15 protein-coding genes are annotated in these 14,413 nt (G+C 68.1%); 6 read left to right on the top strand and 9 right to left on the bottom strand.

Annotation, left to right across the window (positions count from 1 at the left end; genetic code table 11):
- On the bottom strand, positions 1–592 hold a 592-nt coding region (locus tag VFE28_15195), incomplete at its 3' end, for a choice-of-anchor P family protein (protein HZM17344.1).
- An 83-nt stretch (positions 593–675) separates the two neighbouring features.
- Positions 676–1,236: a dihydrofolate reductase family protein gene (locus VFE28_15190; GenBank protein HZM17343.1), complete on the bottom strand. Its 561-nt coding sequence runs from the start codon at positions 1,234–1,236 to the stop codon at positions 676–678.
- Between the two features lie 332 nt (positions 1,237–1,568).
- On the opposite strand from VFE28_15190, the gene VFE28_15185 reads away from it, so the two are divergent.
- Entirely contained in the window at positions 1,569–2,072 is a 504-nt protein-coding gene (locus VFE28_15185) for a hypothetical protein (GenBank protein HZM17342.1), read from the top strand.
- Positions 2,073–2,133: 61 nt separating this feature from the next.
- Here the strand turns inward: VFE28_15185 and VFE28_15180 are convergent, their stop codons facing one another.
- Genes VFE28_15180 through VFE28_15165 form a run of 4 tightly spaced genes read right to left on the bottom strand, consistent with a single transcriptional unit; the run spans position 2,134 to position 6,008 of the window.
- Positions 2,134–3,405 carry a TRAP transporter large permease subunit gene (locus tag VFE28_15180; protein ID HZM17341.1) on the bottom strand — a complete coding sequence of 424 codons (1,272 nt, stop codon included), beginning with the start codon at positions 3,403–3,405 and terminating at the stop codon, positions 2,134–2,136.
- On the bottom strand, positions 3,402–4,004 hold the full coding sequence (locus VFE28_15175; GenBank protein HZM17340.1) for a TRAP transporter small permease: 603 nt from the start codon (positions 4,002–4,004) through the stop codon (positions 3,402–3,404). Before VFE28_15175 ends, VFE28_15180 begins: the two co-directional genes overlap by 4 nt.
- Before the next feature lie 40 nt (positions 4,005–4,044).
- Positions 4,045–5,103, bottom strand: a complete 1,059-nt coding sequence (gene dctP / locus VFE28_15170) for a TRAP transporter substrate-binding protein DctP (GenBank protein ID HZM17339.1) — start codon at positions 5,101–5,103, stop codon at positions 4,045–4,047.
- A 23-nt stretch (positions 5,104–5,126) separates the two neighbouring features.
- The gene (locus tag VFE28_15165; GenBank protein HZM17338.1) at positions 5,127–6,008 is read right to left on the bottom strand and encodes a TRAP transporter TatT component family protein; all 882 of its coding nucleotides are present in this window, start codon (positions 6,006–6,008) and stop codon (positions 5,127–5,129) included.
- Positions 6,009–6,470: 462 nt separating this feature from the next.
- Between VFE28_15165 and VFE28_15160 the strand changes: the two genes are divergently transcribed.
- From VFE28_15160 to VFE28_15150, 3 genes are all read left to right on the top strand, one after another.
- On the top strand, positions 6,471–7,652 hold the full coding sequence (locus VFE28_15160) for a hypothetical protein (GenBank protein ID HZM17337.1): 1,182 nt from the start codon (positions 6,471–6,473) through the stop codon (positions 7,650–7,652).
- 86 nt (positions 7,653–7,738) lie between these two features.
- The gene (locus VFE28_15155; GenBank protein HZM17336.1) at positions 7,739–8,281 is read left to right on the top strand and encodes an FMN-binding protein; all 543 of its coding nucleotides are present in this window, start codon (positions 7,739–7,741) and stop codon (positions 8,279–8,281) included.
- Between the two features lie 3 nt (positions 8,282–8,284).
- The gene (locus tag VFE28_15150; protein ID HZM17335.1) at positions 8,285–8,869 is read left to right on the top strand and encodes a hypothetical protein; all 585 of its coding nucleotides are present in this window, start codon (positions 8,285–8,287) and stop codon (positions 8,867–8,869) included.
- Here the strand turns inward: VFE28_15150 and mutM are convergent.
- A complete protein-coding gene (gene mutM, locus VFE28_15145) occupies positions 8,845–9,669 on the bottom strand; it encodes a bifunctional DNA-formamidopyrimidine glycosylase/DNA-(apurinic or apyrimidinic site) lyase (GenBank protein ID HZM17334.1) in 825 nt (274 codons plus the stop codon). The genes VFE28_15150 and mutM overlap by 25 nt on opposite strands.
- Positions 9,670–9,840: 171 nt before the next feature.
- On the opposite strand from mutM, the gene VFE28_15140 reads away from it, so the two are divergent.
- On the top strand, positions 9,841–10,125 hold the full coding sequence (locus tag VFE28_15140; GenBank protein ID HZM17333.1) for a hypothetical protein: 285 nt from the start codon (positions 9,841–9,843) through the stop codon (positions 10,123–10,125).
- Here VFE28_15140 and VFE28_15135 read toward each other — a convergent pair.
- Both VFE28_15135 and VFE28_15130 read right to left on the bottom strand, forming a co-directional pair.
- Positions 10,122–11,246 carry a glycosyltransferase family 4 protein gene (locus VFE28_15135; GenBank protein ID HZM17332.1) on the bottom strand — a complete coding sequence of 375 codons (1,125 nt, stop codon included), beginning with the start codon at positions 11,244–11,246 and terminating at the stop codon, positions 10,122–10,124. The genes VFE28_15140 and VFE28_15135 overlap by 4 nt on opposite strands.
- On the bottom strand, positions 11,243–12,148 hold the full coding sequence (locus VFE28_15130; protein ID HZM17331.1) for a hypothetical protein: 906 nt from the start codon (positions 12,146–12,148) through the stop codon (positions 11,243–11,245). The genes VFE28_15135 and VFE28_15130 overlap by 4 nt, the downstream gene beginning before the upstream one ends.
- 179 nt (positions 12,149–12,327) lie before the next feature.
- On the opposite strand from VFE28_15130, the gene ispG reads away from it, so the two are divergent.
- The gene (gene ispG / locus VFE28_15125) at positions 12,328–14,388 is read left to right on the top strand and encodes a (E)-4-hydroxy-3-methylbut-2-enyl-diphosphate synthase (protein HZM17330.1); all 2,061 of its coding nucleotides are present in this window, start codon (positions 12,328–12,330) and stop codon (positions 14,386–14,388) included.
- The last annotated feature ends 25 nt before the right edge of the window (positions 14,389–14,413 follow it).

Genomic DNA, 14,413 nt, shown 5'->3' with positions numbered 1-14,413 from the left:
CATGCGCGCGGGACACGAGGATCTCGCCGCCATCGGCCAAGGTCAAGTGGAGACCAGTTGAGGTGGTCTCGCTGCCATCGGGCGTAGTGCTGTTGATGAGCTCGTTGATGATGAGCGTCGCCACTCCCGGCAAAACAACCGTCTGGTTGAAGCCAGTCACCTGAACCGGCACCCCCCCGAACACCAGGTTCATGAAGGCGAGCTCGGCGGCAGTACCATCGCAAAGCGCGAAGACTGTCGCCGGCACTGCATCCGCGGTGAGTGCTGCTGGCGTGCCGGGTAGCACGGACAAGTTCACGGTGTAGGCATGACTGATCGCCGCCGCGCTCGTGCTGTGGGTCTCCGCCCGCATGGCTCCGGCCGTGAGCACCGAGCCGACGCGCACGTCTTGGAGGATCGTTTCCAAGGAGCCGCCACTGCTCGGCAGTTCGCCCGAGTCGCAGACCGTGGTATCGATTGAGCCAACATGGATGATGGCGCCGAAGGAGCGGCCAGTGAACTGCTGCGCGAGCGCGTCACGCGGAACCACGGCTGGCAGCACGAGTCCTATGACCACGATTTCGAGAATGCGACGCATCATCAGCCGCTTCATAGCCTAGCTCCTCCTCCTCCTGTCCGGCTAACGCTCCGGTTCAGCGGCGGGCCGCGCAGCGGACCGTCCGCTGCAACCGGTTGTTAGCCGCGCGCGCGCCGGTAGTGCATGGCGACCGCGCCGCTGCGGAGTGGCTTGGCCGAAACAAGTTCGAGCCGTCGCGTGCTGGGCAGGCCGCCATGGTACAGAGTCGGGCCGTGGCCGGCGATCCTAGGGTGGACGAGGAACCTGTACTCGTCGATCAGATCCAGCCTGTCCAGCTCGGTCGCGAGCTTGCCGCTACCGAGGAGCACGCCGGCCGGGGTCGCGTCCTTCAGGTTCTGCACGCCCGTGCGCAGGTCGCCGGCGATGTGGTGGCTGTTGGTCCACGGGAAGTTCTTTCGCGTCGACGACACGACGTACTTCGGCTTTGCCTGCAGTTTGACCGCCCACTCGCGCATCGCTGGCGGCGCCTCTTGGTCGCCGCGGGCGACCGCCGGCCAGTAGCTCTCCATCATCTCGTAGGTGACGCGGCCCCACAGCATCGCCCCGCCCTCGTCCATGAGGCGGGTAAAGAGAGCGTGCGTCTCGTCGTCGGCGATACCCTCCCGGTGGTCGACGCAACCGTCGAGGGTGACGTTGATGCTGAAGGTCAAGAGTCCCATGGTGGCGCGTCTACTCCGAGTTGAGGGGGACCGATGGACTTTCACTTGTCGACGAGCACCTCGCAGCGGCTAACAAGGATTCGACCGAACCGTATATCCCGAACGGCACCGCAGGATTCTGTCGGATAACATGTCCTCGCGGTCTCCTCGGCGCTGGCCAAGGTGTCAGGCCTACAACCCCTTAGGCCAAGAAGAGCTCATCGCGGTCGTGCACCTATGCCGCCAGGGGAAGCAGTGTAGCGCATGTCGGGGTTCAGAGTGTCGGGGCGGTCGCCCAGGGCATCGACGCGCTACGATGTGGCTCGCGAGAGGATGTCTCCCCCCGGAGTACGATGGACCCGCAGGAACTGGCACGACGCTTACAAGCCTGGCTCGCCGGGCGTCCTGGCCTCTTCGTCCTGCAAGACGATGCCAGCGGCGTGCGTCTGACCGAGGTGGCTACGGCCAAGAGCCTGCAGCTTCCAGCCGACCAGGTGGAGGAGCTCGAGGTCCGGCGCGACGCCACGACCGGGGCGGAGTATCTGGCGGTGTCGTTCGCCACCCGGCCGCCGCTCGCCCTCAGCGAGGCAGGGTTTGCCTTCACTCTGGAGACTCGGAATACAGGACCCCTCTCCGGTGCCCCGCCGGCGATGGGCTTTGCTGACTATCGCCGGCTCCACCGCCATCTCTTGCATCTCCTCGACACGCAGGACGATCCCGAACATCGCCGCGAGGCCCTCGACATCACCATGGTGCTCATCGCCAGCCTCGATGGTGCCCGCGCCGTCGGCCTCGCGGTGGACAGCGAGGAGGCGGCGTTGGAAGTACTCATCCGCCGCCTGGAGGCAGGAGCTTGAAGGTGAGCCCCCTCCACCTCGACGAGCTGTTTCGGCATGCCGACCCGGCGGAGCACAGGCTTCAACGCACGCCGAAGGCCTGGACGAGCCACAGGGACAGACCGGGCAGATAGGTGAGGACGAGCAACACCAGGAGGTACAACCCCAGGAACGGCAGCGAGGCACGCGCCAGCTCCATCACCGGTTTGCCGAAGCGGAAGGAGCCGATGAAGAGGTTGAGTCCCACGGGTGGGGTGAAGTAGCCGATCTCCAGGTTGGCGAGGAAGAGAATCGACAGGTGCACCGGATTGACCTCGTATGCCTGCGCCACGGGCAGGATGAGGGGCATCACCACCAGGATGGCGGAGAAGATGTCCATCATGCAGCCGACGATGAGCAGGAAGACGTTGAGCAGCATCAGGAAAACAAAACGGTGACCGATCCAGGTTTCGATCCATTCGAAGAGCCGCGTCGGGACCTCGGCATCGATGAGGTAGTTGGTGAGACCCAGCGCCGCGCCGACGATGATGAGGATGCCGCCGACGAGCACCATGCTCTCGGTGAACAGATGTTTCAGGTCCCGTAGCTTGATGTCCCGGTAGATGAGGACCTCCGCCACCAGGGCGTAGACCGCGGTCAGGCTGGCCGCCTCGGTCACCGTCACCTTGCCGCTGTAGATGCCTCCCAGGACGACGAAGGGCAGCGGCAGTTCCCAGGCCGCGCCGCGCACCGCCCGCACCAGCTCGTGCCAGGAGAAATACTGCCGCGGCACACCCGTGCGCCGGGCCGTCTGCACCGCGTAGGTGCCGAGCACGAGGAGGAGCAAGATGCCCGGGAGGACGCCGGCCACGAAGAGCTGGTCCACGCTCACGCTGGTCACATAGGCCACCAGGATGATCGGCAAACTGGGTGGGAACAGGAGTCCCAGACTGCCCGAGGTCGTGAGCAGGCCGAAGGTGAAGCGATCGTCGTACTTCTCGGCGCGCAGCGCCGGGAGCAGCAGGCCCCCCATGGCAATGACGGTGACGCCGGAAGCACCGGTGAAGGCGGTGAATACGGCGCAGGCCACCAGCGCCACCAGCGCCAATCCGCCCGGTACCCAGCCCAGCAAGGCGCGGGAGACCCGCACCAGGCGCCGCGGCGCGCCGCCCTCGGAAAGCAGATAGCCGGCGAAAGTGAAGAGCGGGATGGCGATCAGCATGGAATGGGCCATGCGGTACATCTCGATCGCCACGGAGGTCGTGTCGATGCCGTTGGTGGCGAAGGCGATGAGGGTGATGCAGGCGATGATGGTGAAGAGCGGGGCGCCGAGCAGAGCGAGGAGGGCGAGCAGCGGTGCGAGGAACCAGCTCATACCGGCACCTCTCCCGGCGTTTCGGGGTGCAGGCCGCGGCCCTGGATGGCTTCGATCCCATGCCCGAGGAAGCGAGAGCTCATGAGCAGCATGGCCAGGGGCATCACCAGCTGCACTTGCCAGACGGCGACGGAGAGGAAGGCGGCACTGGGTGACTGCATCTCCTCGTGCGCCAGCTTGAAACATGCATGGGCGAGGAACAGCGTGACCGTGGCGGCGAAGAGGTTCGTGGCCACACGCGCCAGCCGCATGCCGGTGGCTGGCAGGAGACGCGAGAGGGCGTCCACATTGATATGGCGTCCCGAGCGGCTCGCGAAGGCCGCGCCGACCACACCGACCCAGAGCAGCAGGTGGCGAAGCAGCGGTTCGATCCAGAGGAGGCCGGTGTCGAACAGGTTGCGCAGCACGACCTGCAGGAAGGAGAGAAAGATCATGACGGCGAGGAGGAGAGCGAGGACGCTGCCTTCCAGGGCGTGAACGAAGGCGCGCAGGGCTCGACCGCGAGGGCCCGCTTGCAGCAGGAGCCGCAGCAGGACGGTGACGATGACCAGGACAGCAGCGCCGGCGAGGAAGCGCCCATCGGTCGGCAGTTGCGACAACCAGCCCGGTGCGCCTCCCACCTCCGCCCCCCCTCGTCGTCTAGCGCGAGCTGCTTGAGCCGGATCCCGCACAGTCGCGACGCTGTACTGCGTCGAGGAGCGCCGGCGGATAGAGCTTGCCCTTCTGTTCCTCCCAGACAGCCTTGCCGACCTCACGGAAGCGCTGCAACTCCGCCGCGGTCACCGCGACGCGCTTGACGCCGCTCTTCTCGATCTCCACCAGGCCCTCGTCGTTTTGTGTGCGCGATTTCTCCACGAGCTGACGGAAGCGGGTGCGGCAGATGCGCAGCACGGGCTCGCGCTGCGCTGCAGGAATGCGATTGAAAGCCTCGCTGGACACTACGACCGCGCCGGAAGCGAAGGTGATCGGCACGTCGGTGAAACTCCCGACGCGGGTGAACCACTGCAGCGCCACGCAGGCGTAGGGCGAGGCGTAGACGGCATCGATGAGGCGTGTCTGCAACGAGGTCATCACGTCGGTGACCGGGAGCGGCACCGGAACGACGCCCATGTGCCGGTAGAAGGATTCGGCCAGGGGATCCCCTTCCCACAGCCACATCTTCGCCTTCTTCAGGTCCGCCTGGGTGGCGATGGGATCCTTGCTGAACAGATAGACGAAGCCGACCTCGGCCCAGCCGAGGAGGGTGAACCCACCCTCCTGGAGATGCTTCTCCAGCGAGGAGCCGACGCACTCGTAGGCCTTGTCGATTTGGGCGTAGTTGTCGAAGAGGAACGGCACCTCCATGACCCGGGTGGCCGGGGCGATCTGGCCGAGACCGAGACCGGTGAAACCGCCGCCGTGCAGCTGGCCACTCCGGATCTTGCGCAGCACCACGATCTCGTCGCCCTGGACGCCACCGGGGTAGACCTTGAAACCCACCGCGCCCCCGGTGGCCTTGCGTACCTCGGCGTCGATGTCGCGCATCGTCTTCATCCAGGAGGAACCTTCGGGAGCGACGGTGGCGATCTTGAGCTCCACCTCGGCTTTGGCGCCGGCCTCGGCTTGGGTAGTGATGGCGAGCGCCGTGCCGACTGCGGCAACGAGTGCCAGGGCGGCGGCGCCACGGACCGAGCCGTGCTTTGTCTCTGTGTTGCGCATGACGTTCCCTTGTCGTTCGTGGCTCAGAACAGCTCGTCTTTGCGCGCCCGCAGCGCCTTGGCGCGCCGGCGGGCGATCTCGTTCATCAGGCGGAACTGCGGCGGCCCCGTGTCGCTCGATTTCTCCACCTCGTCGAGGGTGGTATCGAAGCAGGCTTCGTCGAGAACCTGGCGGCAATAGTACTCGGCGTAGAAGACGTAATAGAGCATGTTGGCTCCGGGGGCGAGAGCGAAGGCTTTCTGGAAGTGCGCCTGGGCGCTGTCGGGCCGGCCGCCGAGCATCTCCGGACGCATCGAATCGAGCATGCCGCGCAAGACGTGTGGCAGTCCCGCCTCGAACTCCGGATCCAACACCAGCAGCCGGTTCAGCATCGCCTCGAGTCGCGGCTGCTGCGCCACCGCCGCCGGGCTCTCCAAGTTCAGACTGATCCAGCGGCCCCAGTTGGCCGTCGCCCAGGCGAGTGCGGGCACATCGGTGCGCATCACCGAGGCCAGGCCACGCTCGAACTCCTCCAGCGTGCCGTCGCGATTACGCGCAAAGGGCTTGCGATGTTCGAGTGCCTGCAAGCCGTGATCCCTCCCGGTGGCGTAATACTGGCTCGCGAGCTCGAGGCTGTCCGGTTCGACGAACCCTAGGGCGTAGCCAAAGTGCAAGAAGGAGGAAACGGTCAGCAGGTCCTTGTTCTTCGGGTCCGTCCGAATGAGGCCATCCACGAGGAGAAGATTCGCCGGGATGGCCTGCGACACGAGATGCAGATCCGTCCTCTCGCGGGCTCCTTCGGTGGCGTTCTCCAGGATTGGGACCATCTGGCCCACGGCGATCTTGCGGGTGAAGCTGCCGCAGCCGGAGAGGGTGAAAACCCCCAGGCATGCGAGCACCACGCCGCTCCACCGCCGCCACCCCATGGCTACCTCCAACCCGGATCGCGACCCCCGGTTCCCCCGCCGGGCCGGCGCCCGGCGATGCTGCGGTGGCGCGACGCTAGAGCAAGAAGCCGCCGACGGGCCAGAGAAACCCAAGCGGAAGCAGCGAGCCACTTCTCTCTGCCCTGCAGGTCTTCCAGGTGGCTTTCTGCGGCAGGGGCCTCCCCTTGACACTGCACCCCCGTCCTCATAGCCTCCGGGTAGCTTATTGAGACTGAGTCGCAGTCTCTTCTAGTCTTTATCCTCCGGGGAGACAGGACCTTGAAAGCGTGTCAGCGATCTGTACAGAGTTTTATTGAGATTGAGTCGCAATATCATCGAACCTGGGGAGGACGCGTCGCCACGACTCTCGCAGCCTTTTCCCTCGCGGGCGCCGTCTGGGTCCAGGAAGCACCGGCGCAAACGTCGCCGAGCAACGAGGAACTGGCCCGACGCATCGAGGCCTTGGCGCAGGAGCTCGAGGACCAACAGCACGGCGAAGTGGCTGGGAAGTTGGAGTCACACTGGGGTCTGGGCCCGGCTGCCTCGAAGGTGTACGGCGTCGCGCACGGACTCTCCTTCGGCGGTTATGGCGAGATGCTCTACCAGGACTTCGCCTCCGACAACGAGAGCGGCGCAGCGACGAATCTGCAGCCCGAAATCGATTTCCTCCGTTTCGTCCTCTATGCCGGCTACAAGTTCGATGATCACGTCCTCTTCAACGCCGAGATCGAGTTCGAGCACGGGTCCACCGAACACGGCGGCTCCGTCTCGGTCGAATTCGCCCATCTCGATTTCCTCCTCGACCCGGCATGCAACGCCCGCGCCGGCATGCTTCTCGTCCCCATGGGAATCATCAACGAGATCCACGAACCGCCCACCTTCTTCGGGGCGAATCGGCCCGACGTGGAGCTGCGCCTCCTGCCCACCACCTGGAGAGCCAATGGCGTCGGCGTTTTCGGCGCCGCGCCGGGGCGCCTGGCGGGCTTGAGCTACCGCGCCTACCTCATCGAGAGCCTCTCCTCCGTGGGCGAGGAGGCTTTCAGCGCCAGCGGCTTGCGCGACGGGCGGCAGAATGGGGCGGAGGCTCTGGCGGAGGATCTGGCCGGCGTGGTGCGCCTCGACTACGAGAGGAGTGGAATCAGCGGCGGCGGTTCGGTTTTCTTCGGGAACACCTCGCAGGGAGCCTTGGATGGCAGCGGTCAGCCCTTCGGCGCCTACACCACCTTGGCCGAGGGACACCTGCAGGTGCGCCGCCGCGGTGCGACGCTGCGCGCTCTCGTGGCGGGTGCTCGCGTGGACGACGCCACGGCGATCAATGTCGCCAACGGCTATGTCGGCAATGCTTCGGTGGGCTCCGAGCTCCTGGGCTGGTACGCCGAAGCGGGATGGGATGTTCTCACCGTGCTCTCCCCCGGCTCGCGCTTCGCTCTCGTGCCCTTCGTGCGCTACTCCGAGCTCGACACGCAGAGAGAAGTGCCGTCGGGCTACAACGCCGATCCGGCCAACGACGAGACCATCCTGACCCTCGGAGCTTCGTTCTTCCCGCACGCGCAGGTCGTCGTCAAGGGTGACTACGAGGTGCGCAGCAATGCGGCGGACACCGGAGTGGATCAATGGAATCTGGCGCTCGGCTTCCACTTCTGAGCCGCGACTGGGGAGCGCGCACCTGGGTGGAAGGCACCAAGGCACCGGGTTGCGCACTGCACCGGCGACGGATCGGGCAGCCATGCTTGCGAACCGCGCTCGGCCTCGCCGCCTGGCTCACGCTGGGCGGCGGCGCCGTCGCCAAGACCTACGAGACCCGGGAAGGCGCCCTGCGTCGCGTCTTCGGCCCCGAGGCCCGGCTCGAGCGGCGCACCGATTTCCTTGCTGCCGCAGCGCTCGACTCGGCGCGCTCTCTCGCCGGCGCTCCCATCCCCTCCTCCCACATCTCCTACCACGAGGCCTGGCGGGGCGACTCCCTGCTCGGACGCGCCTATCTGGACACCCACGTGGTGCGCAACGAGCACGAAACTCTGCTCATCGTCCTCGACCCCGAGGGCCGCACGCGAGAGGTGGACATCATGGCCTTCGACGAGCCCGAAGATTACTTGCCGCCGCGACCCTGGCTGTTGGCCCTGCAGCAGCGCACGCTTTCCAAGCACCTGCGTCCCGGCGACGGGGTGGATGCCATTTCCGGGGCGACACTCTCGGCCCGGGCCGCTACCGCCGCGGTGCGGCGCGTCCTCGCCCTGGATCGAGTCCTGCACGGAAGCCACGGAGGAAAGGGATAAGCGATGCGGTACATGCTGACCGGAAACTACCGCAATCATGTGCTCATGCGCCTGACGCTCCTTTGCACCCTCGTGTTGCTGACGGGATTCTGGTGCACCAACGCGCTCCTCTACTTCCGCAACATGGACCTGCGGCCGCGCTCGGTGGTGGAGTACTACCGCGGCTCGGAGACGGAGTTCGCCATGCCGCGCACCTACGGCGCCATGCTCGAAGTCACCCACATGCACCTGGCGATGATGGCCACGGTGATCCTGCTCCTCACCCACCTCGCCATCTTCCTGCCCTGGTCGCTCCGCTTGCGCGTGATCCTGGTGCTCGCCACCTTCGGCTGCGCGCTGCTGGGGGAGGCGTCGAGCTGGCTGGTGCGCTTCGTGCACCCCGGCTTCGCGCCGCTCAAGGTCGTGGCCTTCCTGGGCTTGCAAACGGGACTCGCGGTGCTCCTCGCCGGCCTCGCCGTGCACCTGTTGCGCCGTCCCGACGTCCCTGCCTGGCCGGCGCCGGGGGAGAGCCCGACACCGCCCCGACGTGGAGCGACGGCGGCTGCAGAGACGGAAACGCCGGCTCAGCGCTGGCAACCAGGACAGTAGAAGGTGCTGCGTCCGGCCTGCACGATACGGCGGAGGCGCCGGCCGCAGCGCCCGCACGGCTCGCCGGCGCGGCCGTAGACCGCGAGCTGCACTTGGAACTCACCGGCACTGCCATCGGCGGCGCGGAAATCGCTGAGCGTGGTGCCGCCGGCGCGCAGGGCCTCCTGCAACGTGCTTTGTACGGCGGCGTGCACGCGCTCCCAGCGCGGCAAGGTGAGTCGCGCCGCCGGCGTCGCCGGGTGCACGCCGGCCCGATGCAAGGCCTCGCTGGCGTAGATGTTGCCGACCCCAACGACGACCGTCGCATCCATGAGGAAGTTCTTCACCGGACGGCGCACGCCGCGGCTGCGGGCGCGGAAATAAGCCGCCGTGCATCCAGGCTCCAGAGGCTCCGGTCCGAGGTGGGAGAAGAGAGGGTGCCGCGGCAAGAGGTGACGCCGCACCACGAAGAGCCGGCCGAAGCGGCGATGATCACGGTAACGCAGCTCGTTGCCGTCGTCGAGACCGAGCCGCACGTGGGTGTGCGCCTCGAGCGGCGCCGCCCCCGGCACGAACAGGAGACGGCCGGACATCCCCAAGTGCAGCACCAGGATGTCGGACCCCGACAGGTGCAGCAGCAGGTACTTCGCTCGCCGCCCGAGACCGACGAAGTTCTGGCCCACCAGCCGCCGGCGGAGGCTCGCTTGCCGGAGCGGCGTCCGTAGCTTCGGATTCAGCACCCGCACCGCGGCGATGCGCCGGCCGAGCAGCCGCCGTTCGAGACTCCGGCGCACCGTTTCCACTTCGGGGAGCTCGGGCACGCTTCACCTTTCTCGGCCGCGATGCTTCTCTGTCGGTGCGGAGAATGACCCGGCACGGCCACGCATCGCGCGTGCTTTGGCGCCATGGCCGCGGTTTCGTGGTCTCGCCATGCCTCGGCGTGTCGCGCCTTCCCGTCCCTCATCGGCCCTTTTCTTGCCTTCGCCGGCCGCATGAGTCGTTACCGTGGCGCGGCCGTCTTCGTGGCCACGCTCTTCACCCTCATCGCTCTCGGTCTCGCCTTCTACATCCTGGTGCCGCGCCGCGAGATCCAGGGGGTGGAGACCCATGTCCTCGATGGCATGGTGGCGACCGTGCAGGGGCTCCTGGGCCGCTGCGGTTTGCCGGGCCTCGGGAGCCTCGCAGTCGTGCAGGGGCCGCCGTGGAACTGGCTCGCCGGGGCCGGCGCCATCGTCCTCGTGCTCACCTTCCTGTACCTCGGCGGCTCGCGCAGCTAGCAGCGCTCCCGCAGCAGCTGCTCGTACTTCGCTTCGACCTCTCGCGCCACGCGCGGCCAGGCGTACCGTGCCACTCGCTGCTGCGACCGCTGCACGAGCTGCCGGCGCAGGCCGCGGTCGGTGAGCACGCGGCGCAGTGCATCGCGCAGATCGCGCGGGTCGCCGCTCTGGTGCAACAGCGCCTCCTGACCGTCCCGCACCACGTCGAGATAGCCCGGAATGCGGGAGGCCACGATCGGCTTTCCCGCCGCCATGGCCTCGAGCAAGGTGATCCCGAAGCTCTCGTGCCCGAGCGACGGGGCGCAGAAGACGTCGCAGTCGCGGTAGAGCTCCACGAGCGGCGCGCCGTGCTGCTCGCCGAGGAACTCGACCCGGCTGCGCAGCGCCCCGGGCAGAGCCGCGCGCTGCCGACCGAGCCCGGGCCCGCCGCCGACCACGCGCAAGCGCAAGCGCGGAAACTCTTGCAGCAGGAGCGCGAAGGCCCGAAGCAAGGTGCCGAGCCCTTTCTTGGGTACGAGCTGTCCGACGAAGAGGAGGGATTGTTCACCCAGCGGCGGCTCCACGTGTCCGTTGGGGGAGAAGCGGTGCAGATCGATGCCGTTGGGGACGATCTCGAAGCTCGCGTCGCCGAAGTAGCGCTGGTAGGCCGCCTGCGCCGCCGGCGATACCGCCAGCGCCAGGTGCAAGCGCTGCAAGCGCGGCTGCAGCACTCGGCGCCAGAGGGCCAGCATGTGCTCCCGGGCGTGATAGGCATGGAAGGTGCCGACATTGAGCGCCGTACTCCGATCCAGAGCGAGGAGCGGTAGCGTCGGCGTCATCGGATTGTGCACGTGCACCAGGTCGAAACCTTCGCGGCGGAGCAGCGTGTCGAGCCGGCGCGGCAGCCCCGGAGCCCAGGTGACGCTGGCGACGCTGCCGTTGTAGGGGAAGCGCACCGCGCCCCCGAAGCGATGGGTGTGGCGCTCCAGCGCCGGGTCCACCGGAGCGCGCCCGCTGTGCCGGCTGGTGACGATGTGCACCTCGTGTCCGAGGGCGACGAGCTCGCGGCTGAGATGCGCCACGTGCTCCCCGATGCCTCCCGCCCAGGGAGCGAAGAACTCGGTCACCTGCGCGATCTTCATCGACTCTCCCCGGCCAGCGCCATGGGCCGCCTTTCCTGGCGTCGCTCTGTCGGTGGCAGCGCTCCCACGGGCTGTAGCAGGCACCACTGTTCCGGGTGCCGGCGGACGACGGCGAGGAGTGCGGCCGCGAACGCCGCCGCAACGGCGCGGACCTCCGGAGCCGCCACGGCTCCGGCTGCCGGCGCGGCGAGATCGGCACCGATCTCGACGACGAAACCGTCCTCGCGCCGGAGAGGAAAGAAAGCGTGGATGCCGGCACCCGCTTGCAGCGCCACGCGGATCCCCGCGGTCGGCACCAGCAATTCCCCGCAGCCGAACGGCACCGCCAGCTGGCGCCCGTCGTAGGTGCGATCCACCAGCAAGCCGAGGATGCCATTATCGCGCAGCACCGCCCAGGGAAGGCGCGTGCGGCTGCCGAGGGGGACGACGCGCATGCCGTGGCGCTGGCGCATGCCGTTGTAGAAGCGCTGCAGCCGCTCCGGGCGTAGCGGTTCGGCGAAAGTCGTCAGGGCGCCGAAACGGCGCACCAGTGCCGCACCCGCCACGTCCCAGTTCCCCAGGTGGGCGCCGAGCACGAGAGCACCGCGACCGCGCGCCAGCGTCGCTGCCAGCGCCTCTTCCCCGTGCAGCCGCACCGCACCGACGGCGGCTTCCGGCGCGCGCTGCGCCAGTCGCATCGCTTCCAGGTAGTAGAGGGCGTAGCTGCGGAACACCTGGCGGCGGAGCGCCGCCGGCGCCGGTGCACCCAGGGCCTGCTGCAGGTTGGCATCCACGACAGCGCGGGCGTGGGGCAGCAAGGCGGCACCAATGTCGCCGGCGGCTCGCGCGCAGGCTCTGGCCCAGCGTCGCGGGAACGCTGCCGCCACCGGGCTGCCGTAGGCCAGGAGCAATTGCGGATTCAACCCCGGTCACCCCCGCCAACGCCGGCACGGCGAGCGCCGTCGCAGGCCATGACGGCGAGCGCCGTCGCAAGGTAGCATCGGCTCCTGCGGCGCTCCAGCCCGTTTTTCCCCGTTCGCCGGGCACGGGTTAGAATGCACCGCGCCTAGCGCAGCCGGCGCCCCCGACCGCTGGAGCACTCATGCCCGAGGCCTTCACCCGCACCGCCCCACGCACGCTCGCCGACTGGCGGCAGCTGTGGAGCTTCACCCTCGATCCCTATCGCACCGTGCGCCGGCGGACGCGCGAGGTGCGGGTGGGCAGCGTCGGCATCGGCGGCGACAACCCGGTGCGGCTCCAGTCCATGACGATCGCCGACACCCTGGATACTGCCGCCGTGGTCGAGGAAATCACCGCCCTCGCCCACGCCGGCAGCGAGATCGTCCGCGTCACGGCACCGAACCGCAGCGCCGCGGAGAATCTCGGCCCCATCCGTCAGGCCCTGCGCCAGCGGGGCGTGCAGGTGCCGCTCGTGGCGGACGTGCACTTCACCCCGCAAGCGGCGCTCATCGCCGCCGAGCATGTCGACAAGGTCCGCATCAACCCGGGCAACTATGCGGACCGCAAACATTTCAAGCGCTGGGAGTACACCGACACGGAGTACGCCGCGGAGTTGGAGCGGTTGGAAGCGGCGTTCCGCCCCCTGGTGCTGCGCTGCAAGGAACGCGGCGTGGCCATGCGCATCGGCACCAATCACGGCTCCCTCTCGGATCGGATCCTCAATCGCTACGGCGACACCCCCGAGGGGATGGTGGAATCGGCCCTCGAATTCGTCCGCATCTGCGAGCAGCACGGCTACCGCGATCTGGTGCTGTCGATGAAGGCCTCTGATGTCAAGGTGATGATCGCCGCCTACCGCCTGCTGGCGCAGCGCCAGGAAGCGCTGGGCATGAACTATCCGCTGCACCTCGGCGTCACCGAGGCGGGCGCCGGTATGGCGGCGCGCGTCAAATCGGCGATCGGCATCGCCACTCTCCTGGCCGACGGCCTGGGCGACACCATCCGGGTTTCCCTGACTGAGGATTCGGTGTTCGAGCTCCCGGTGGCGAGAGCCCTTGCAGCGCCCTTCCAAAGCACCAGACGCGAAACTCTCCCCTTGGCAACGACGCAGCCCCCGCCCTGGGATCCCTACTTCTACACCCGGCGTGCAGTGCAGCCGCTGGGGCGCGGCAGCACCCGGCTCGCCAGTGACCAGCCGCCCCGCCTCGAGCTCGTGCTCGAAACCGGGGCGGACACCGATCTCGAGGCCCGGCTCACCGCCTGCACCGGTGCCGACCTCGTGCTTCTCGCGCCGAAGGAGACGAGCGCAGCCATGTGGGCGTCGCTGGAGCGACGACGTGCCGCCTTGCCGCGTGGCTTGCCGGGGTGTGGCCTCGAGATCCCAGCCGCCTCGCTCCTGGAACCGAGCCTCGCTCAAGCCCTCGACGGCACCGGCTGGGAGCGACTGTCGTTGCGTTTCGACGCCTTCGATCCCAGGATTCCCCCCATCCTCGCGGCGCTGCCGTCGCGGCCTACGGTGCAGTGCACCGCCAGCGCCGAGGTCTTGCTCCGCTTGGCGACGGCGGTGGCCGACGCGCTCCTTCCTGAAGTCGCGCTGGCTTTGCAACCGGCGGGAACCGCGGCGGCGACCTTGCATGCCTGGCGCGCTCTCCTCGCCGCCTGGCCGGCCGCCACGCCAGCCTTGCCTCTCGTGCTCCGCGGCCCCATCCTGGCGGCGGAGCAAGCCGTGGACGCGCACGTCAGCCAGGCGGCGCTGCAGACGGCCTGGGAGCTCGGCGGGCTGGTGGCCGATGGCATCGGCGACGCCATCCAGCTCGCTGCCGGACCTGGCGCCCTCGATCTCGCCCGCGAGATCTTGCAGGCCACGCGGGCCCGACTCTCCAAGGCCGACTTCATCGCCTGCCCCTCGTGCGGCCGCACGCAGTTCGACCTGCAGTCCACCACGGCGCGCATCGAGTCCCGACTGCGCCACCTGCGGGGCCTGAAGATCGCGGTCATGGGCTGTATCGTGAATGGTCCGGGCGAAATGGCCGACGCCGACTTCGGCTACGTGGGCAGCGGCCCGGGGAAGATCGATCTCTACGTGGGGCACGAGCGCGTCGAGCGCAACGTCCCCGAGGCGGAGGCCGTCTCCCGCCTGGTGGAACTGATCCGCCGCCACGGCCGCTGGGTCGAACCCGGCGCGGCCGGCGGAACCGAATGACCCCTGGACGTGTTGAGAGAACGCA

This window comes from Candidatus Krumholzibacteriia bacterium, assembly GCA_035649275.1.
GTDB lineage: Bacteria > Krumholzibacteriota > Krumholzibacteriia.
Note: the sequence above shows the minus strand (reverse complement) of the source record. Positions and strands in the feature narration are given on the sequence as shown.

What these genes read in the sequence shown, in the direction of transcription:
- VFE28_15190 (HZM17343.1), bottom strand. Translation starts at nt 1,236, where the DNA reads ATGGGACTCTTGACCTTCAGCATCAACGTCACCCTCGACGGTTGCGTC.
- VFE28_15185 (HZM17342.1), top strand. Translation starts at nt 1,569, where the DNA reads ATGGACCCGCAGGAACTGGCACGACGCTTACAAGCCTGGCTCGCCGGG.
- VFE28_15180 (HZM17341.1), bottom strand. Translation starts at nt 3,405, where the DNA reads ATGAGCTGGTTCCTCGCACCGCTGCTCGCCCTCCTCGCTCTGCTCGGC.
- dctP (HZM17339.1), bottom strand. Translation starts at nt 5,103, where the DNA reads ATGCGCAACACAGAGACAAAGCACGGCTCGGTCCGTGGCGCCGCCGCC.
- VFE28_15165 (HZM17338.1), bottom strand. Translation starts at nt 6,008, where the DNA reads ATGGGGTGGCGGCGGTGGAGCGGCGTGGTGCTCGCATGCCTGGGGGTT.
- VFE28_15150 (HZM17335.1), top strand. Translation starts at nt 8,285, where the DNA reads ATGCGGTACATGCTGACCGGAAACTACCGCAATCATGTGCTCATGCGC.
- VFE28_15140 (HZM17333.1), top strand. Translation starts at nt 9,841, where the DNA reads ATGAGTCGTTACCGTGGCGCGGCCGTCTTCGTGGCCACGCTCTTCACC.
- VFE28_15135 (HZM17332.1), bottom strand. Translation starts at nt 11,246, where the DNA reads ATGAAGATCGCGCAGGTGACCGAGTTCTTCGCTCCCTGGGCGGGAGGC.
- ispG (HZM17330.1), top strand. Translation starts at nt 12,328, where the DNA reads ATGCCCGAGGCCTTCACCCGCACCGCCCCACGCACGCTCGCCGACTGG.